The organism is Oceanihabitans sp. IOP_32 (assembly GCF_009498295.1).
Classification (GTDB): Bacteria; Bacteroidota; Bacteroidia; order Flavobacteriales; family Flavobacteriaceae; genus Wocania; species Wocania indica.
Genome location: NZ_CP040813.1, coordinates 2,136,062 through 2,156,326 on the forward strand (window position 1 = coordinate 2,136,062; position 20,265 = coordinate 2,156,326).

The 20,265-nt window shown below is 35.3% G+C and carries 20 protein-coding genes and 1 tRNA gene; 10 read left to right on the forward strand and 11 right to left on the reverse strand.

Annotated elements, in window-relative coordinates:
- Positions 1-16: 16 nt before the first annotated feature.
- From yidD to FEZ18_RS08915, 5 genes are all read right to left on the reverse strand, one after another.
- A complete protein-coding gene (gene yidD / locus FEZ18_RS08895; RefSeq protein ID WP_153267981.1) occupies positions 17-238 on the reverse strand; it encodes a membrane protein insertion efficiency factor YidD in 222 nt (73 codons plus the stop codon).
- A gap of 217 nt (positions 239-455) precedes the next feature.
- Positions 456-1,937 (reverse strand): cysteine--tRNA ligase, encoded by a 1,482-nt coding sequence (gene cysS, locus FEZ18_RS08900; protein WP_153267982.1) that lies wholly within the window; start codon positions 1,935-1,937, stop codon positions 456-458.
- A gap of 231 nt (positions 1,938-2,168) precedes the next feature.
- Positions 2,169-2,846: a GTP cyclohydrolase I FolE gene (folE, locus tag FEZ18_RS08905; RefSeq protein WP_153267983.1), complete on the reverse strand. Its 678-nt coding sequence runs from the start codon at positions 2,844-2,846 to the stop codon at positions 2,169-2,171.
- Positions 2,847-3,037: 191 nt separating this feature from the next.
- Positions 3,038-4,567, reverse strand: a complete 1,530-nt coding sequence (locus tag FEZ18_RS08910; protein WP_194269464.1) for an OmpP1/FadL family transporter — start codon at positions 4,565-4,567, stop codon at positions 3,038-3,040.
- Positions 4,568-4,683: 116 nt separating this feature from the next.
- Positions 4,684-5,715 carry a hypothetical protein gene (locus FEZ18_RS08915; protein ID WP_153267984.1) on the reverse strand — a complete coding sequence of 344 codons (1,032 nt, stop codon included), beginning with the start codon at positions 5,713-5,715 and terminating at the stop codon, positions 4,684-4,686.
- A 100-nt stretch (positions 5,716-5,815) separates the two neighbouring features.
- Here FEZ18_RS08915 and proS point away from each other — a divergent pair, with 100 nt between their 5' ends.
- From proS to FEZ18_RS08935, 4 genes are all read left to right on the forward strand, one after another.
- Positions 5,816-7,294, forward strand: coding sequence for a proline--tRNA ligase (gene proS, locus FEZ18_RS08920; protein ID WP_153267985.1), 1,479 nt, complete (start codon positions 5,816-5,818; stop codon positions 7,292-7,294).
- 190 nt (positions 7,295-7,484) lie between these two features.
- Positions 7,485-7,556: transfer RNA gene (locus FEZ18_RS08925), tRNA-Glu, on the forward strand.
- A 26-nt stretch (positions 7,557-7,582) separates the two neighbouring features.
- On the forward strand, positions 7,583-7,834 hold the full coding sequence (gene rpsT, locus FEZ18_RS08930; RefSeq protein ID WP_153267986.1) for a 30S ribosomal protein S20: 252 nt from the start codon (positions 7,583-7,585) through the stop codon (positions 7,832-7,834).
- A 149-nt stretch (positions 7,835-7,983) separates the two neighbouring features.
- Positions 7,984-8,352, forward strand: a complete 369-nt coding sequence (locus FEZ18_RS08935) for a hypothetical protein (RefSeq protein ID WP_153267987.1) — start codon at positions 7,984-7,986, stop codon at positions 8,350-8,352.
- Between the two features lie 244 nt (positions 8,353-8,596).
- Here the strand turns inward: FEZ18_RS08935 and rho are convergent, their stop codons facing one another.
- Positions 8,597-10,258 (reverse strand): transcription termination factor Rho, encoded by a 1,662-nt coding sequence (rho, locus tag FEZ18_RS08940; RefSeq protein WP_153267988.1) that lies wholly within the window; start codon positions 10,256-10,258, stop codon positions 8,597-8,599.
- Between the two features lie 213 nt (positions 10,259-10,471).
- Here rho and FEZ18_RS08945 point away from each other — a divergent pair, with 213 nt between their 5' ends.
- Positions 10,472-10,882, forward strand: a complete 411-nt coding sequence (locus FEZ18_RS08945) for a DUF4293 domain-containing protein (protein WP_153267989.1) — start codon at positions 10,472-10,474, stop codon at positions 10,880-10,882.
- 185 nt (positions 10,883-11,067) lie between these two features.
- Here the strand turns inward: FEZ18_RS08945 and FEZ18_RS08950 are convergent, their stop codons facing one another.
- A complete protein-coding gene (locus tag FEZ18_RS08950; protein ID WP_153267990.1) occupies positions 11,068-11,496 on the reverse strand; it encodes a peptidylprolyl isomerase in 429 nt (142 codons plus the stop codon).
- Between the two features lie 213 nt (positions 11,497-11,709).
- A complete protein-coding gene (locus tag FEZ18_RS08955; protein ID WP_153267991.1) occupies positions 11,710-12,228 on the reverse strand; it encodes a metallophosphoesterase family protein in 519 nt (172 codons plus the stop codon).
- Positions 12,229-12,523: 295 nt separating this feature from the next.
- Between FEZ18_RS08955 and truA the strand changes: the two genes are divergently transcribed.
- Together truA and FEZ18_RS08965 are read left to right on the forward strand one after the other, a co-directional pair.
- Positions 12,524-13,267, forward strand: coding sequence for a tRNA pseudouridine(38-40) synthase TruA (gene truA / locus FEZ18_RS08960; RefSeq protein ID WP_153267992.1), 744 nt, complete (start codon positions 12,524-12,526; stop codon positions 13,265-13,267).
- Positions 13,268-15,037, forward strand: a complete 1,770-nt coding sequence (locus FEZ18_RS08965) for an ABC transporter ATP-binding protein (protein WP_153267993.1) — start codon at positions 13,268-13,270, stop codon at positions 15,035-15,037. It abuts the gene before it with no gap.
- Positions 15,038-15,196: 159 nt separating this feature from the next.
- Here the strand turns inward: FEZ18_RS08965 and FEZ18_RS08970 are convergent, their stop codons facing one another.
- From FEZ18_RS08970 to folP, 3 genes are read right to left on the reverse strand one after another with little or no spacing between them, the layout of a single operon-like run.
- Complete coding sequence (locus FEZ18_RS08970) at positions 15,197-15,982, reverse strand: diadenylate cyclase (RefSeq protein ID WP_153267994.1); 786 nt, start codon at positions 15,980-15,982, stop codon at positions 15,197-15,199.
- A 37-nt stretch (positions 15,983-16,019) separates the two neighbouring features.
- The gene (locus FEZ18_RS08975) at positions 16,020-16,691 is read right to left on the reverse strand and encodes a hypothetical protein (RefSeq protein ID WP_153267995.1); all 672 of its coding nucleotides are present in this window, start codon (positions 16,689-16,691) and stop codon (positions 16,020-16,022) included.
- A 3-nt stretch (positions 16,692-16,694) separates the two neighbouring features.
- Positions 16,695-17,519 carry a dihydropteroate synthase gene (gene folP / locus FEZ18_RS08980; RefSeq protein WP_153267996.1) on the reverse strand — a complete coding sequence of 275 codons (825 nt, stop codon included), beginning with the start codon at positions 17,517-17,519 and terminating at the stop codon, positions 16,695-16,697.
- A gap of 141 nt (positions 17,520-17,660) precedes the next feature.
- Here folP and FEZ18_RS08985 point away from each other — a divergent pair, with 141 nt between their 5' ends.
- The 3 genes from FEZ18_RS08985 (at position 17,661) to FEZ18_RS08995 (ending at position 20,236) form a co-directional block, all read left to right on the forward strand.
- The gene (locus FEZ18_RS08985) at positions 17,661-18,200 is read left to right on the forward strand and encodes a DUF1599 domain-containing protein (protein WP_153267997.1); all 540 of its coding nucleotides are present in this window, start codon (positions 17,661-17,663) and stop codon (positions 18,198-18,200) included.
- A 170-nt stretch (positions 18,201-18,370) separates the two neighbouring features.
- Positions 18,371-19,681, forward strand: coding sequence for a BT_3928 family protein (locus FEZ18_RS08990; protein ID WP_153267998.1), 1,311 nt, complete (start codon positions 18,371-18,373; stop codon positions 19,679-19,681).
- A gap of 63 nt (positions 19,682-19,744) precedes the next feature.
- Positions 19,745-20,236 (forward strand): TlpA family protein disulfide reductase, encoded by a 492-nt coding sequence (locus FEZ18_RS08995; protein WP_153267999.1) that lies wholly within the window; start codon positions 19,745-19,747, stop codon positions 20,234-20,236.
- Positions 20,237-20,265: the final 29 nt, after the last annotated feature.

A 20,265-nucleotide genomic window follows, 5' to 3' on the forward strand; every position in this document is an offset into this window, starting at 1 on the left:
GAAGATTTGTTAATATTCAAGGCACTGGGTCGTAACCAGATTTTCCCCAAGGATGGCAACTAAAAATGCGTTTAATAGCCAGCCAGCCGCCTTTAAAAAGACCGTGTTTTAATAACGCTTCTTTAGAATATTGCGAACAGGTTGGCTGAAATCTACAGGTAGCAGGCGTTAATGGCGATATAAGTGTTTGGTACACTTTTATTAAAAACAAAAACGGTGCTGTAAGTAGTTTTTTCATGCTCTATTCCCGCGAACTCAGGAATGGTTTTAATTAAAGTACAATTATAAAGTGAATTGTTCTCTTTGTTGGTATTACAAAAGGTTTAGTAGCTGATAAATGCTTGTAATTTGAACAGCTGCAACTTATTATTTTATACCTTTCTTAGGCCTCACAGGTTTTTAAAACCTGAGAGGTTTTTATTATTTATAAGATAGCTGTTTGTACGCTCTCAAAACTAATTTACAGAGAAGGTTGTACCGTCTTTACCATCTTTAAGTTGAATACCAACAGCAGCCAATTCGTCTCTAATTTTATCAGATAAGGCAAAATCTTTATTCGCCCTAGCTTCTTGTCTTAATTTAATCAACACATCGACAGCACCAGACAGCTTATCGGTTCCAGATTCTGTTTTAGTTATATTTTCTAGTCCTAAAACATCAAAAACGAATGCATTAACAGTATCTTTTAAAACAGATAAGTCTTCAGCATTTAAAGTTTCAGAACCTTCTTTTACTTGATTAATATATTTAGCAGCTTCAAATAAATTAGCAATTAAAATCGGTGTGTTAAAATCGTCATTCATGGCATCGTAACACGACTGTTTCCAGGTGTTGATGTCAATAGATGAGGTTTCAGAAGCTTTTAATTCTTCTAATAAATTTACGGCATCCATCAATCTGTAGAATCCTTTTTCACTTGCTAATAATCCAGCATCGGTAAGGTCTAAAACACTTCGGTAAGACGATTGTGCTATAAAAAAACGAATCACACTTGGTGCATAAGCTTTGCTGAAAATGGTATTGTTACCAGAGAGTAACTCATCTGGGTTTATGGTATTTCCAGTAGATTTAGACATGCGCTGTCCGTTTAATTCTAGCATATTGGCATGCATCCAATAATTAACTGGAGCCTGACCTTTTGCAGCTTGATTTTGGGCAATTTCGCATTCGTGATGCGGAAATTTTAAATCCATACCACCACCGTGAATGTCGAATTGATCGCCTAAGTACTTCGTGCTCATTGCGGTACACTCTAGGTGCCAACCCGGGAAACCATCGCTCCAAGGGGACGGCCAACGCATAATATGCTGTGGTTCGGCTTTTTTCCAAAGGGCAAAATCTTGCGGATTTTTTTTATCACTTTGCCCGTCTAATTCACGCGTATTGTGAATTAAATCTTCCAGTTTTCGCTTGCTTAATATGCCGTAATCGTTAGTTTGGTTGTATTTGTGTACATCAAAATAAACCGAGCCATTTACCTCGTAAGCAAAACCGTTATCAATAATCGTACTAATTAATTCAATTTGCTCGATAATGTGTCCCGTTGCTGTAGGTTCGATACTTGGCGGTAAAAAATTAAAGGTGTTTAATATATTGTGGAAATCGACCGTATAACGCTGAACCACTTCCATAGGTTCAATTTGCTCTAAGCGTGCTTTTTTAGCGATTTTGTCTTCGCCCATATCAGCATCATTTTCTAAATGACCAGCATCGGTAATATTACGCACATAACGCACTTTATAACCCAAATGTTTGAAATAGCGAAACACCATATCAAAAGACATAAACGTTCTTACATTGCCTAAATGTACATTGCTGTATACTGTAGGCCCGCAAACATACATGCCAATATAGCCCTCGGTAATAGGTTTAAAAACTTCTTTTTTACCCGTAAGTGAGTTGTATATTTTTATTTGATGGTTTTTGTAAAGTTGCATTACTGTGTATTTTTTTGTTCGTTCTCTGTTTATGCGTTTATCCGACGTTTTAGAAAATGATTTCGTGAGGTTCTAATATTATTAGCTAGAGATTTAAAATCAAATCTAAATATTATTGTTGATTTCTTCTGAATATTGCGAAGGCATATATTTAAATCGAAAAATTTCATTCAAAACGTCATGAGTTGATATGGCTTTTGATGGTAAGATGAAATTCTATTGACAATACATTTAAAACTTCGTATCTAACTTTATATAATCTAAAAACTCTCTGCGGGTGGCTTCTTCTTTAAATTTACCTCCAAATTCTGAAGTTACCGTGCTGCTTTCAATATCTCTAATACCTCGAGAGTTTACACATAAATGTTTTGCATCAATTACACAAGCCACATCTTTAGTGTTTAAAACGGCTTGCAATTCTTTTACTACTTGAATGGTTAAGCGTTCTTGCACTTGCGGTCGTTTGGCAAAATAATCGACAATGCGATTCATTTTCGATAATCCCACAACGGTACCGTTTGATATGTATGCAATATGAGCTTTTCCTACAATAGGTAAAAAATGATGCTCGCAAGTCGAGTACACGGTGATATTTTTTTCTACGAGCATTTCGCCGTATTTATATTTGTTATCGAAGGTAGATGAGCTTGGTTTTTTCTTGGGATCTAAGCCTCCAAAAATTTCGTTAACAAACATTTTTGCAACACGATTTGGGGTGCCACTCAAACTATCGTCGGTTAAATCTAAACCGAGAGTTTCCATAATATGGCGTACATCTTCTTTTATGATACTTATTTTTTCTTTTTCAGAAAGTTTAAAAGCATCGGTTCTCATGGGGGTGTTTGATGAAGTTCCAATATGGTCGTATCCTAAAGCTTCAAGTGTTTCAATTTTATTTTCAATTTTCATCAGTTAAAAAAATCTTATTTATAGTTTGCAAAGATAAGGAAAACAGGCTTGTTATATTTTGTATTAATAAACAATTAAGTAAAGAGCATTAGTTTGTTTCTAATATTACTTTAAACCTAAACCGTTATGTTATTAGAAAAGCTTGAACATGATATGCTCAAGCTTTTAAAATATTATCCTTATAAGAAATATTAAATATTAAAGTTTAATGATAGGGTTACATTAGAGTTTTTCCTATCGATTTCAGCGCTATCGGTTAAGCCGACATTATAAAGTTGTGTTTGATCGGTTCTTTGGGACTCATCGAAAGTGATATCTAGGTTTACGTTCCCAAAATTATATCCAATACCAAGAGAATACCCGTTTAAATCACCTACGGTGTTGCCGTTTTTGTATGGGCTCTCTTCAAAGCGATAACCGGCTCTAAAACTAAATTGCTTGTGTTTATATTCGCCTCCTAGCCTATATGTCGCCGCGTCGGTTAATAAGTTGCTAATGTTGTTATTTACGTTAGTATAATCGTTTTTAGGTTTAAATTTCGTGTTGCCGTAATTTTTACGAGAATAATCGAAGCTTATTAAACCCTGTGTACCAAAAACATAAGCTAAACTTCCTGTGATTTTCCCTGGTGTTTGTAGTTTGTATTCGGGGTAGATGTTGATTATTTGGGGGTTTACGTTTTGAGTTATGTTGGTGCCAGCTTCATTTCTTATTGTGCTTACGTATTGTGTGGTTTCTTCTTCGAGGGTGTACCAAGTTGGAGAGTCGTATGTTAAACCAATCCTAAACTCTTGTGTAACCTTCAAGATACCACCAAGTTGGAAAGAGAAGCCGCTTCCTATTGTAGATAATGTATTATCAAAGTCGATAGCAGTTATTAAGCCGCCGTTGGTATTGTCTTCAATCAAAGAGGTTGTGCGTTGGTAATCAATAAAATGAGAATTTAAGTTTAAACCGATGTATAGGTTGTCCTCATATTGAGCGGCCATATTAAAGGAAACCTTCCCGTTATATCCTGTTGGAGTGGTGAGATAGTCATGAGAGAAATTCCCAGTCGCAACATTGGCATCGTAAAGGGTATTGTTGTCATCATTCTCATCTTGGGCCTCAAGAATATAGGCTTGGTAACCTAAAAATGCTTGTTGATGGGCAAAACCGAAAACGTTTCCAATATCTCTATACGCTTCACTTATGGTTTCATTTGCTAAAAGACTAATATCTCCTAATCTTACACCATCTGCGTAATCGTAAAAATAACTGGCTATGGAATTACTAAAATTGCCATCATCATTCGTGTTTAAGCCAACAGCATTCCAATCATCATTAAAATCATTCGTTTTTTCGTAAGCTAAGCCTAAAGTGAATTTCTTCCAGGGTGAATTACTATTCGTTGCAAAAACAAAGGCCGCACCAGCTTGATTGAAACTAAAATTAGAATCGTTTGTGCTTGTTAAGCCATTAAAGTATTGTGTATCATTATTAATTTCTGAATTCGCTAAGGTAAATGATAAATTACTAGTTGTAAAAACCGCGGAACCCGCTGGGTTTAAGCTAATGGCACTCATATCGCCACCAAGTGCACCAAAAGCACCACTTAAAGCTCTAAATCGAGCACTTCCTTGTATGTTGTCTTGCGAATAGCGCAGGGCATCTGTAATGTCTTGAGCGTAAATTGTAGACATGGATAGAAGGCCTATGAATAATAAATTTAACTTTTTCATCTGTTTAATTTTATGTTTTTTGAAGTCAGATACAAATGCCATCCTCACGAACACCAGATGACATCTTGTTGTTAGACTCCATAAGTATATAGTCTTTTTTTATTTTCTGATTTTTTTTAGCGGCCACCACGTCTTGAGGAGCTTGAGCTTCTTGTGCTTCCAGAGCTTCTGCTACTAGAAGACGACGATCTAGTTGTTGTGCCAGAGCTTCTACTTCTAGAGGATGAAGATCTTACTGCCGGGGAGCCCGAACTTCTTCTGGTGCTTCCCGAATTTATTGTGCCTGAAGACCTTGAATTATTACTGTTATTTCGAACAGCTGGTCTTGTTGATCTGGTTCCAGAGTTTCTGGCTGGAGCAGTTGTTGTGCCACGTCTAATAACACCTGTATTACCACGAGTAGTGGTTGTACCTCTTCTAATAGTCGAGCTACTTCGTGTTGTTGTGCCTCTTCTTGTATTGTACGATCTTGAATTTGTCGAACTGTTTAATCGGCTTGAACGGTTTATTGCACTACCGCGTCTACTAGCGCTGTACGATAAGCCACGATTGTAATAACTGTTTCTGTAATATCTATATGGGTATCTATATGGGTATCCATAATATCCATAACCGTATCTGTAAGGATTATGATATCCCCAAACGCCATAAAACCCAGCGTAAAATCCACCGCCGTAAATAGAATGGCGCCAGTACGGGCTGTAACTATCCCATCCATAAAAGCCCCAATGATTGTAATATGGTCGGTTCCACCAATTAATATAGCCAATACCAGAGTGGATATTAATAACAACGTCACTATTATTTTGTCCCCAACCGGCATAACCTTGATAGTTGTAATCCACGCCGTTATCTTCATCATAATCTTGTCCCGCATACGAGTCAATGTCTGTGAATATGGCATCATCTGTCATTTGTTCGAGCTCAAGAGATTTGGTTTTAAAGTAGTTTTGGTAAAAATCATTTCTTGAATCATCATCTGTAATAACCACGGCTTTTTGCGGTTGTACAGGGGTGTCGGATGTGCTATAAATACCATCATTACTAACGCCAACATATTGATAAGAACCACATGACGATAAGCCTATTAGCAGACTAAGGGTCGCTAAAAGAGGTATTTTTCTTTTTAAGTAGTTATTAATTTGCATATCTCCTGAATTTTATTGTTGAACAAAGCAAAAATAGTTAGTTTTGCCCAACTATTCTTTTTTATTAATATAAACACAATATTTGTGCCAAAAAAATAATATGAGCAAAAAATTAACGAGTAGGGCAGAGGATTACTCAAAATGGTATAACGAATTGGTTGTCAAGGCCGATTTAGCTGAAAATTCTGCGGTTAGGGGGTGCATGGTAATTAAGCCTTATGGTTATGCTATTTGGGAGAAAATGCAAGCAGAATTAGATAAAATGTTTAAAGAAACAGGTCATCAAAACGCTTATTTTCCTTTGTTTGTACCTAAAAGTATGTTTGAAGCTGAAGAAAAAAATGCTGAAGGTTTTGCAAAAGAATGTGCGATTGTTACGCATTACAGATTGCAAAATGATCCAAATAACCCTGGGAAGTTACGCGTAGACCCTGATGCTAAATTAGAGGAAGAACTTATCGTAAGACCTACGAGTGAAGCTATTATCTGGAATACCTATAAAGGGTGGATTCAGTCGTATAGAGACTTGCCGTTATTAATTAATCAATGGGCCAATGTGGTGCGCTGGGAAATGCGAACCCGTTTGTTTTTGCGTACTGCAGAGTTTTTATGGCAAGAAGGGCATACTGCGCACGAAACCAAACAAGAAGCTTTAGACGAAGCGGCATTAATGAATAATGTGTACGCTACTTTTGCAGAGAAATTTTTAGCGATTCCTGTTATTCAAGGATTAAAAACAGAAAGCGAACGTTTTGCGGGAGCAGAAGAAACCTTTTGTATAGAAGCTTTAATGCAAGATGGAAAAGCACTGCAGGCTGGAACGTCTCATTTTTTAGGTCAGAATTTTGCTAAAGCCTTCGATGTTAAGTTTGTTAATAGGGAAGGAAAACAAGATTATGTTTGGGCGACTTCTTGGGGAGTTTCTACACGATTAATGGGAGCTTTAATAATGACGCATAGTGATGATCAAGGGTTGGTTTTGCCACCAAGTTTAGCACCTAATCAAGTTGTAATTGTACCTATTTATAAGAGTGACGAACAATTAGAAGCGATTACAGCTGTTGTAAATGGTATAATGGCAGACCTAAGAGCAAAAGGAATTACCGTAAAATTTGATAACAGAACGACACACAGACCAGGCGCTAAATTCGCACAACACGAATTGCAAGGTGTGCCTTTACGTATTGCGATTGGGCCAAAAGATCTAGAAAATAACACGGTAGAATTGGCACGAAGAGATACCTTAACAAAAGCAACCGTAAATTTAAGTGGTTTAACCGAAACTATTGAAAATTTATTGAGTGAAATTCAGGATGCCTTATATAATAAAGCTTTAGATTTTAGGGATAGTCATATCACCGAAGTCGATACCTTCGATGAATTTAAAAGCGTTTTAGAAAACAAGACAGGTTTTATCTCGGCGCATTGGGATGGTACAGCCGAGACCGAAAATAAAATAAAAGAACTAACAAAAGCGACTATTAGGTGTATTCCTCTGGAAATTAAGGAGGAAGAAGGTGTTTGTGTGTTTACAGGCAACCCGTCTAAACGCAGAGTTTTATTTGCAAAAGCGTATTAATTAAAAATTTTTTTAAAAAAATTAATTAATTGTTGCAGAAGTATAAAATAGTTGTATATTTGCACCCGCAATGCAAAAACATTGTGATGTAATTAAAGAAAATTACTACACAAAAAAAACATTGTAAGTTATTTGAAAAGTTTGCAGGTTTAATTTTTAAGTTTTATATTTGCACACTTAAATAGCAAATGGCCCGTTCGTCTATCGGCTAGGACGCCAGGTTTTCATCCTGGTAAGAGGGGTTCGATTCCCCTACGGGCTACAATATTTTAATAATAAAGAGAGAAAATGGCAAATCATAAGTCAGCATTAAAAAGAATAAGAAGTAGCGAAACTAAGCGTTTGGTTAACAGATATCAGCATAAGACAACTCGTAGTTCTATTAAGAAATTACGTGAGATGACTGATAAGCAGGAGGCAGAAAAGTTTTACCCTACTGTGGTTTCAATGTTAGACAAGTTAGCTAAGAAAAACGTTATACACGCTAATAAGGCGGCCAACTTAAAGTCGGGCTTGGCAAAACATGTAGCATCACTTTAAATAGTATTTAAAGTTTATAAGATATAAGAGTCTTTCAGAAATGAAAGACTTTTTTTTTGGATTTTTTTATGTTCAAATGGTGTGAATAGATTTTTAAAAATATAAATTTGCAATTATTACGAGATAAATAACCACCTAATTCTAATCTTTTGGAAAATCAAAAAGCAATTATATTAATCGATAAAATTCTTAGTAACCTTGATGAAACTGGTATTAATACCGAGCAGTTAATAGACGACATTAAAGCACTAAGAGCTTTCGCTTTAGAAGCGCAAATACCCTTAGTGGTAAAAGTACTTAGGTTGACTTACGAGCATATAGAAGCTAATAACTCATTTCTTATACCTATGATTAACGATGAACCTATTGAAGAAGATCAGGGCGATATGGAAATCGAATCTACCGAGGCCTCTCCTGTAGAAAGTCTTAAATATTTAATTGCACTTACAAGAAATTTAAAGAACAAAGGAAATATATCGGACTTAAAAGAGTACAAAGCACTTTTGCTTGACTACTAAACAAAGGAAGTTAATTGGACTTATTTCTAAAGTTTTATTAACCGGTAGTACAAGGCTTATAAATAGTTTTCTAGTTTAAGAAAATGAAATTTCTGGTCTTGGTAGGTATCAAGAGGATGTGTTACAGAAGTGGTTTTTAAAAAAATGTGAGCGTTTTTAAATTTACTAAATCACTTCTGTGAATCCTAAAAAAAAAAAGCCTTAGCAGTTTTTGCTAAGGCTTTTTTTTATCAGGTTTAAGATATTATTTATTCATGGAGACTAAAAACTCTTCATTGTTTCGAGTTTGTTTAAAGCGTTCGCTAATAAATTCCATAGCTTCAACAGGATTCATGTCTGCCAGATATTTACGCATAATCCACATACGCTGTATGGTATTATCATCTAAAAGGATATCGTCTCGACGGGTGCTAGAAGAGGTGAGATCGATGGCAGGGAAAATTCTACGGTTCGATATTTTTCTATCTAACTGCAGTTCCATATTTCCAGTACCTTTAAATTCTTCAAAAATAACTTCATCCATTTTAGAGCCAGTCTCTGTAAGCGCTGTAGCAATAATAGTTAAAGATCCGCCATTTTCAATGTTTCTCGCAGCACCAAAAAAACGTTTTGGTTTGTGTAATGCGTTGGCGTCAACACCACCACTTAATATTTTTCCAGATGCTGGTTGTACCGAGTTATAAGCTCTAGCCAATCGTGTTATAGAATCAAGGAGGATAACAACATCATGACCACATTCTACCAAGCGTTTTGCTTTTTCTAGTACAATATTAGCAATTTTAACATGCTCGTGAGCTTCTTTGTCGAATGTCGAAGCGATTACTTCACCACTTACATTACGTTGCATATCGGTAACCTCTTCTGGACGCTCATCAATTAATAAAATCATTTGATAAACTTCAGGATGGTTTGCCGCAATGGCATTCGCAACATCCTTAAGTAGCATCGTTTTACCCGTTTTTGGTTGCGATACAATCATACCGCGTTGTCCTTTACCAATAGGAGCAAACAAATCCATGATTCGTGTTGAAATGGTGCTTTGGCGTTCGGCTATGTTGAATTTCTCTTGCGGAAATAAAGGCGTTAAATGCTCGAAAGACACGCGGTCTCTTACCACATTTGGGTCTTGGCCATTAATCTTGCTAACCTTTATTAGCGGGAAATACTTTTCACCTTCTTTTGGAGGTCGAATTTGACCCAAAACCGTATCACCTACTTTTAAACCAAATAAACGAATTTGAGATTGAGAAACATAAATATCGTCTGGAGAAGATAAGTAATTATAGTCAGAAGATCGTAAAAAACCGTAGCCGTCTTGCATAATGTCTAAAACACCTTCACTTTCAATAATGGCATCAAATTCATAATCTGGTTCGCGGTAGCGATTTCTACTATCCTTATTGCCTTTGTCAATATTGCCGTTTTTTTGACTTTTAGGCTGATTTTTATGTGTGTGAGAAGTGCCGCTTTCTCTTTTTTGATTGGTTTTTTGGCTGCCTTCCTTTTGTTTTGCGTCGCTAGCAGGTCTAGGGTTTGGCTTACGTGCAGGTTTTCTATCTGCTTTTTTATCAGGAGTATTCTCGACTGGTTTTACATCTGGAATGCCCTCATTTTTTATTGCTTTTTCTTCCGTTTTTTCTTCCGGAATTTCTGTTGTGATTTTAGCTGGTTTTTGTACACGTTTTCTAGGTTTTCTAACTTCGGCGCTTTTTTCTGTAACGGGCTCTGGGTTTTGTTCAGGCGTTATTACCGAAGTTACTACGGTAGGGTCGGCGGCTTGTTTATCTAGAATTTGATAAACCAAATCTAATTTTTTTAACGAACGGTATTTTGGGACCTTTAGTTTTTTGGCAATCTCCTGTAAATCAGTGAGTTTTTTCTCCTTTAATTGTGAAATTTCAAACATTTATGTTTAATTGAATAAGAATGTTTAGTATAATTACTAGTTAGTATAATTTTAGATATTATTCTGAAAATGATTTCTTTAACTTTGAGGAATAACAACCTGCAAGTGTGGTTGTTGTGAATCATTAGTGCAATTATACAACTTATTTTAATTTTTAGCACTAATTTTACAAAAGAAACTGTTATTTTTGCTATCAAGTTTTTTAATAATTATATGTTACAGCGTATACAAACTATATATCTTTTATTAGCGGCAGCGGTGTCTGGCGGACTCATATTTGTATTTGAATTATGGGAAACAGCTGCGGGATTAAAGGTGTTTGCTAGCGATAACGAGTATATATTTGCTGTGTTTTTAGCCTCAGCATTATTATCAATCTTATCTGTATTAAGGTACAAAAACAGAAAGTCTCAGTTTATTTTGGGACGACTAAACATAATATTAAACTTTTTTTTATTAGGCTTTTTTGTATATCAATCTCTAAGCGTATCTGGAGAAACGGCGGTTTCAGAGAAAGGTATTGGGATGTTTCTTCCTATTGTTTCTATCGTGTTTTTGGCATTAGCCAATAAGGCCATCAAGAAGGATGAAGATCTTGTAAAATCTGTAGATCGATTACGCTAAACCTAACATCGTAGTAGTATGAGTGCGTTAAAACCCAAAGTGAAAGCTTTGGGTTTTTTTATTAAGATATACGCTGTTTTGCGCCTATGATAAGTTTTTAAAGCTTTTTAAACTTGAATCTTGTAAACAAAAAAAAGCCTAGACAATAATAATCTAGACTTTTTGTTTTTAACGATAAAGATCGCTTATTTTATTTCAACAAGTTCTAGATCGAAAGTTAAATCGTGACCAGCTAATGGGTGGTTGGCGTCTACAATAATAGAGTCCTCTTTAACTTCAGCAACGCGAAATTGCACTTCTCTGCCTTGCTCATCTTTAGAGGCTAAACCCATGCCTACTTCTGGAGCCATATCTTGCGGAAGCTGTTCTTTTTTTACTTCGTACATTAAGTCTTCTTGAACATCGCCATAAGCCTCTGCACAAGGAATGTTAATTGTTTTTTTCTCGTTTAATTCCATGTCAATAATACCTTTTTCAAAACCAGGAATAAGCATACCTTGACCTAAGGTAACCTCTAGCGGCTCTCTTTCTAGTGAGCTGTCAAAAACTTGACCATTGCTTAATTTTCCTGTGTAATGAACTCTTACGGTATCATTTTCTTTTACTTGACTCATAAATAATAGGTTTACTTTTTTATAATTGTTGCAAAATTAAGCATTATAAACCAAAATCATCAATTTTTTTTATTTTGGGCGTACGGCTGCTTGTTGGCAGGCTACCACAATTCCGCGCTTGTGCCTCGCTGTGGGATTTCTGTTACAAATCCCTAACACGCTTCATAGTTAAAGGCCGGCTAACTGTTTTTGAAACCGGAGTGATTGTTGGGACTATATCGAATTGGAGGGACTTGGGTGTCTCACCGGAAATTCTATGACCTCTAAATTATCAATTTTTTTACCATCAATAGTAAAGCGCAACATGGTTCGTACTTTATGAAAGCCGTGTTTCCCAACAGCACCGGGATTCATGTGAATCAAATTTAGCTTTTTGTCTGGCATTACTTTTAAAATGTGCGAATGCCCACAGATAAAAAGTCTAGGCGGATTTCTTTGTATTTCATCACGAATTCTAACGTGATAAGCCTTGGGGTAACCACCAATATGAGTGATCCAAACATCAACATCTTCACATCTAAAACGCTGGTGTTCTGGAAATTCTAAACGCGCTTTCTCGTCGTCAATATTCCCGTAAACAGCACGTAAAGGTTTTAAGCTTTTAATGGCATCGGTTACTTTTAAATCGCCAATATCTCCAGCATGCCAAACCTCGTCGGCTTGTTTTACATATTTTAATATGTCGTTATCAACATAGCTATGCGTATCGGAAAGTAAAAGTATTTTTTTCATGAATTTAATCGGTTGTCTCGAATGGCGAAGGTATTCATATTTGTTTTTATTTTACAACGAATTTTAAACAGGTTTTATACCTTTAACAAAACGCCCAGTTAAACCCGTGTTTAAATTAAACCAACCAAATTTGGCAATAGCTTCGGTATTTTAAACGCCCCACGATTTCGTAAAGGTATCTAGAGTTATCTTGGTCTCATTTCATTTTAAATGAGAATCGAACTTCGTTAGCGTAACAAATCTGTTTATCTTTGTAAATCATTGGTAATTTTTTTTAATAAAGATATAATACAATTTGCGATATTTTTTAGAGCTTTCTTATAACGGTGCTGCATATCATGGTTGGCAAAAACAACCCAATGCCATCTCTGTTCAAGAAGTCTTAGAGGCGGCCTTATCTACTATATTGAATGAGCCCATCTCTATTGTAGGGGCAGGACGTACCGATCGCGGTGTGCATGCCTTGCAAATGTTTGTTCATTTTAATTTTAAACAGGAATTGGATGTCGATAATTTGCCTTTTAAGCTCAATTCGTTTTTGCCAAAAGATATCGCTGTGCATGATGTATTTAAGGTAAAAGACCATGTGCACGCGCGTTTTAATGCTTTAAACAGAACGTATTTATACCGCATAGCATTGCATAAAAATGTGTTTACTTTCAACAACACTTTTTTTGTGAAGCAAAATTTAGATGTTGAAAAAATGAATGAAGCTTCAAAAATCTTATTAGATTATAAAGATTTTCAATGCTTTTCGAAAAGTAATACCGATGTAAAAACGTATAATTGTACTATCATGATGGCGGCTTGGGTTCTTAAAAACAACGAGTTGCATTTTACAATTAAAGCCGATAGGTTTTTGCGTAATATGGTTCGGGCTATTGTTGGAACACTGGTTAATATTGGTTTAGGTAAATTAGAGGTTCGAGATTTACACCATATTATTAAATCTAAGAATAGGAGTGAAGCTGGTTTTTCTGTTCCGGCACAGGGCTTATATCTAACTAAAATTGAATATCCAGAGGATATAAAACTATAAATGAAAAAAAAGAGAGAAAATGTTTTTGACTTTAAGCTGTTTGCACGTCTTTTTAAGTATATAAAACCTTATAAAGTGGTGTTTTTTTGGCTGTTATTTATGGTGCTGCTATTAGCCGTTTTAAGTGCGGCCACACCCAAAATTACCGAATATGCCATAGATGATAGCATTGCTGGTGAGAACCCAGATAAGTTCCTGTTTTACATATTGATTATGTTAGGGGTTTTAATTCTTCAAACACTTTTCCAGTTACTATTTATTTATTATGCGGCCTGGCTTGGGCAAAATCTAGTTATGGATGTGCGTGTAAAATTATTTGACCATTTATTGCGTTTTAAAATGAAGTATTTTGACAATTCTTCGGTTGGCGTCTTAATTACGCGCTCGGTCTCTGATATGGAACGTATTGCCGATATATTTGGTCAGGGGTTATTTATGATTTTTAGAGACTTACTCACCATGATTGTCGTCTTTGGATTCATGCTTTATACCGATATTAAACTGAGTTTAATTGTATTTATCATGCTTCCCATCCTGTTGTACGCCACGCATGTGTTCCATAAGTACATGAAAATTGCCTTTAAAGAAATTAGAAATGAGGTGTCTAACTTAAACTCATTTGTGCAAGAACGTTTAACGGGTATGAAAATATTGCAGCTGTTTACCCGCGAAGCCACCGAATACGAAAAATTTAAAGTTATTAACGAGCGCCATAAAAAAGGCTGGTTAAAAACCGTATGGTACAACTCCATATTTTTTCCTATTGCAGACTTCTCTGGTTCGGTAACTATTGGTTTGGTCGCTTGGTATGGAGGATTTAACGTGATTCTAGAAAATAGCGGTGTAACTCAGGGCTCTTTAATTGCCTTTATTATGTACATTCCTATTCTGTTTAGACCCTTAAAGCAGATGGCCGACAAGTTTAACACTTTACAAATGGGTATGGTTGCAGCCAAGCGTGTGTTCGATGTGATAGATACAACCTCTCAGATTGATGATACAGGCACGCATGTTGCCAATTCTTTTAAGGGTGATATCGCTTTTAAGAATGTTTGGTTTAGTTATGTTGAAGACGAAATGGTTTTAAAAGGTGTTTCTTTTTATGTTAAGGCGGGACAAACGGTCGCTATTGTAGGGACAACTGGAGCGGGCAAATCGACTATTATAAATTTATTAAATCGTTTTTACGAAATTAATGAAGGTCTAATTACAATAGATAACAAAGATATTAAAGAAGTCACACTGCAGTCTTTACGATCGCAAATAGCTATAGTTTTGCAAGATGTGTTTTTATTTGCCGATACTATTTTAAATAATATTACCCTTAATAATCCTGAAATTACCGAAGCGCGGGTACAACAAGCGGCAAAAGATATTGGAATACACGAGTTTATTATGTCTTTACCAAATGGGTATCATTACAATGTTAAAGAGCGTGGTGCCATGTTATCCTCTGGGCAACGTCAGCTCATTGCTTTTTTACGCGCCTATGTTACTAATCCGAGTATATTGGTGCTAGATGAAGCGACCTCATCGGTCGATTCGTATTCTGAGCAACTCATACAAAACGCCACCGATAAAATTACTAAAGGGCGTACCTCAATTGTAATTGCCCACCGTTTAGCCACCATAAAGAAAGCCGATAAAATTATTGTTATGGATGCTGGTAAGATTGTAGAGCAAGGTACGCATACTGAGTTACTTCAAAAAGAAAAGGGGTATTATAGAAACCTATACGAAGTCCAATTTTTAAAGGAGGAAGTGGTTTAGTGACGCTCTGGCCGGATATAAATTAGAATTAAGATTTCAAAATTAGTTCTTTAATGCTTGACAGATTTACTGGCTTCACTTTAAATTATTTAAACCGCAAACTTATTATATCTGGTTGATAAATGCTGTGAACATGAAATAGCATTATCTAAAGTAGTATTAAGCTAAATCCTTTTTAATAATTGCGCTAAGATGGTCTATGTTATTGTAAGCAACAAATTCACCATCTTTAAAATAAGAGATTTGTCCAGTTTCTTCGCTTAGAGCAAGCGCCAAAGCATCCGTTTTTTCGGTGACACCAATAGCAGCACGATGCCTTAAGCCAAAGCGTTTGGGTATGTTTTTTTCATTATTAACTGGCAAGATAACTCGCGTTGCTTTTACAATATTATTACTTATTATAATAGCGCCATCGTGCAACGGACTGTTTTTAAAGAAAATGCTTTCAATTATTGGTTGGGTGACTTTAATATTCATCTCATCGCCTGTTACGGCTAAAAAATCCAGATTGTTATTGCGTTCAAACACTATTAGGGCGCCAGTTTTAGTAGAGGCCATTTTAAGGCAAGCCGATAAAATAACATCCACATTGGTTTGGCTTCCCGTTTCGTTTCGTACAAAGCTAAATTGCTCTAAAAATTTCCGACGCCTACTAAAATTTGTAGAGCCAACCATTAGTAAGAATTTTCTAATTTCTGGCTGAAACACGACTATTAAAGCAATAATTCCCACCTTCATAAAACCACCAAAAATACTACTTAGCAGTTCCATATTTAAGAAGTCTGTTAACCTCCAAACTAAATAAATAATAATAATACCTATAAATATATTTATGGCCACAGTACCTTTTACAAGTTTGTAAACATAGTAGAGTAGTGTGGCCACTAGAATGACATCGATAAAATCGACTATTGTAAAATTTAAAAGCTCGCTAAAAATATCCAAAGGCGTTGGTTTTTTGTAAATTTAGTAAAAAGGAAACTTAATATATAAACTCATTTTCTGAAACTTTTAATTTTTGCTTACTTTTAAAAAGTTGATGCTTATAATAGATATAGTCTTGAAAACTTAGCGCGCTATTAAAGCTTAAATATACGGTTGCATTTTCAATGGTAACCTCATTTAAATCTGTGATAAAATTTGCTTTATCGGTGGTTTTCAATAATAAATCCTGTTGCTGTATCGCTATGTTTTTATTGGTATCAAAATGAACTTCTATAATTGATTTTTGGGAGGCTAACTTAGCATTTTTAGTAAAAAAATCGGGTAACGATCTCTCATGATAAACCACATTTGTAAACTCAACAAAACCTAAGTTTTTTATGCTGGTATCGTGGCAGGTGAAATAATTTTTAGCCGCTTCATTTTTATGGCTAGAGGAGCGTTTTTTTTCTTGAATGAATTTAATATGAGGAATAGCCTGTTTTAAACTTAAGCGTTTATCCACGTTTACCAACCAATTTGTGGTAACAATTAAATTTTTTCGGTTGAGATCGACGCTGTCTTTTTGGGTCACATCATAAAATAAATAAGCGGGCGAAACATCAAAAATCTCGGTGATTTCAGATTGACTTATTTCGGGTAACTGAATGATTTTATCGCTTCCGCAGGAAAAAAATAAAAGACTTATAAGTAAAACGATATACTGTTTCATTTTTTATTGGCTTAACTGTTCTACTAATGTAATACTCTCAAGCGCCTCTTTAACGTCGTGTACGCGTAAAATAGAAGCCCCTTTTTGTAACGCAATGGTGTTTAAAACGCTGGTACCATTTAATGCTTCGTTCGCTGTGATTCCTAAAGTTTTATAAATCATCGATTTTCTAGAAATCCCAACAAGCAAGGGCTTGTCTAGCATTTTAAAAAGCTCTAGTTCATTTAATATTTCGAAATTTTGTTCCCTGTTTTTGGCAAAACCAAAGCCAGGATCTACAATCATATCGATAATGCCCAATTGTTTTGCAGCGGCCATACGCTCAGAAAAATAAAACAAAATATCTCTAATAATATTATCGTATTGGGTTTGCTGTTGCATAGTTTGTGGCGTGCCACGCATATGCATCATAATATACGGTACGTTTAATTGGGCAATGGTGGGTAGCATGTTGTCGTCTAATTTCCCTGCCGAAATATCATTAATCATGCAAGCACCGGCGTCTACACAAGATTTCGCCACGGTACTTCTAAACGTATCAATGGAGAGCAGTGTTTCTGGAAATTCATTTAAAATCAGATTAACAATAGGTATAATTCTTTTTAATTCGTCGATTTCGCTCACAAAATTGGCGTTTGGTCGCGAGCTATAGGCACCAATATCTATAAAAGTAGCACCCTCATCAAGCATTTTTTCAGTCTGATTTAAAATGTCTTTTTCGTTTTTGTACTGGCCACCATCGTAAAACGAATCGGGGGTAACATTTAATATACCCATTACTTTTGGCGATGATAAATCAATAAGTTTTCCTTTGCAATTTATAGTCATTGTTGTAAGACAGCGTTTAGGTTATAAAATTCAAAGTTATAACTAAAACTGCAGCTTTTTTAATTCATTTTAAAAGTTTGAAGCTTGAATTTTGAACTTTGAACAATTTAATCGAAATTTACACAAAATTGATTTTTATAGATGCAAGATACCTCAAAACAATACGACGCTGTAATAGATAGGTGTAAAAGTTTATTTGTAAAAAAAATGGCCGATTACGGAAGTGCATGGCGTATATTGCGTTTACCATCATTAACCGATCAAATTTTCATTAAAGCCCAACGCATTAGAAGTCTGCAGCAAAATGAGCTAAGAAAGGTAGACGAAGGCGAAGTAAGCGAATTTATGGCCATTGTAAATTATGGTATTATGGCGCTAATTCAATTAGAAAGGGGTGTGGTAGACCAACCAGATTTAACTACAGAAGAGGCTATAGAATTATACACACAACAAGCTGCCATTGCAAAACAACTTATGGAAGATAAAAACCACGATTACGGCGAAGCTTGGCGAGATATGCGCGTAAGCAGCCTCACCGATTTAATTTTGCAAAAAATTTTACGGGTTAAAACCATCGAGAATAATAAAGGTACTACCTTGGTGAGTGAAGGGGTAGATGCCAATTATCAAGATATGGTAAACTATGCGGTTTTCGCTTTAATTCATTTAAATGAAGACTAACACGTCATCTCAAAAGTATTGTTTAAGACATATTATTAACATTTAATTAAAAAGCACTTCTGTTTTAACAGCAAAAAATCATGAAACATCCATAATTAAAACTTGATGCTCAAGGAAAAGATAACATGGATGTCGCAGGTTGCCGATGTAAACACAATAATTAAAAACACATGAAAATACTAGTAGCAATAAGTAGAATATTTGTTGGCGTTTTATTTATCCTCTCAGGCTTAGTTAAACTAAACGACCCATTGGGCTTTTCGTATAAATTAGAAGAGTATTTTGGTGCCGATGTTTTAAACCTGGAGTTTTTAATACCCTATGCCTTGGGTATCTCCATAATCGTTCTGGTTTACGAGGTGATTTTAGGTGTTTTCTTGCTCATTGGATACAAGCCTAAATTTACAGTTTGGAGTTTGTTATTAATGATTGTGTTTTTCACTTTCTTAACCTTTTATTCGGCCTATTTTGATAAGGTAAAAGATTGCGGTTGTTTTGGTGATGCTTTAAAATTATCGCCTTGGGGAAGTTTTATAAAAGATATTGTTTTACTAGTTTTTATTCTTGTATTATTTGTAGGATTAAAACATATAAAACCGGTATTTAGCAAATTAACAACCACAATAATTGCGCTACTGGGTTTTATATTCAGTTTATGGTTTGGCTATCACGTGCTTATGCATTTACCAGTTATAGATTTTAGAGCATATAAAATAGGGAATAATATTGCAGAGGGTATGACGGTACCAGAAGACGCCCCAAAAGCCGTACAAGAATTTACCTGGGTATTTAATATTAATGGCGAGGAGAAAGAGATTATAACCGATGGTAGCTATCCAAACGTCGATGGAGACTATGTAAGTGTAGAAACGCGTGTAATACGAGAAGGCTACCAACCACCAGTAGTTGATTTTTCAATTGAATCGGACTCTGAAGATTTAACCGACTATTACTTAAGTCAAGAAAACCTCATTGTGGTAGTGTCTTATAATTTAGATAAAATTGAAAAAGAAGGCGCTTTAAAATTAAAAGCCATGAGCGAAGAGGCTCTAGATAAAGGTTATACCGTAATTGGTTTATCGGCCTCTGGTCAAGAGTCTAAAGCGCGTATTAATGAGGCTTATAACTTAGATATAAACTGGTATATTTGCGACGAGAAAGCTTTGCAAACCGTAGTTCGCGCCAATCCTGGAATTTTAGAATTGAATAAAGGGACTATAATGCAAAAATTACACTGGAATGATTTGGAAGACTTAAAGCTTACCAAACAAGCGCCTAAGCCCGAAGCAAAAAAAGCTGAGGAAAACATCGCTTATTTTATAAATCAAAAACCTTCAACAAAAGCAGAAGTAGAAGCCTTAGATTCCGCAACAATTGATAGTGTTAACGTTATTAAAACCGCAGAAGCTCTCAAGGCGTATAACATGGAAAATGCCACTCATTATACTGGGATTATTGAAGTAATATTAAAAAAAGAGTAACACATAATTATAAAAACGGCTTTAATTTTTTGGTAGCCGTAATTAACTATTCAAATAAATACAATGAAAAAAATAAACTATTTAGCACTGTTATTATTTACTGTTTTTAGCTGTAAAACCGAAGTTTCTAAACAATTTTCAGAAGAGGCTTTAAACGACAGCTTAATTACCTTAAACGGAGAAAGGATTAGCTTTAAAGATATTTTAAAAAGCCACGAGGGCAAAACAGTACTTATTGATGTTTGGGCCTCCTGGTGTAAAGATTGTATTGAAGGCATGCCAAAAGTAGAAGCCTTACAAGCCGAATTTACAGAAGTGGCTTATGTGTTTTTATCTCTAGATAAAAGTGAAGACTCTTGGAAAAAGGGTATTGAAAAATACGATGTAAAAGGCGCACATTATTTTATGGCCTCTGGTAAGAAAAGCCCATTAGGTAGTTTTATAAATATCGATTGGATTCCAAGATACATGGTTTTAGATAAGGCTGGGAATATTGTTTTATTTAAAGCTATTGAAGCCGATGATCCTAAGTTAATTGAAGCACTAAAAAAGTAATATTTTAAGTTTAGAGGACATAAAATATT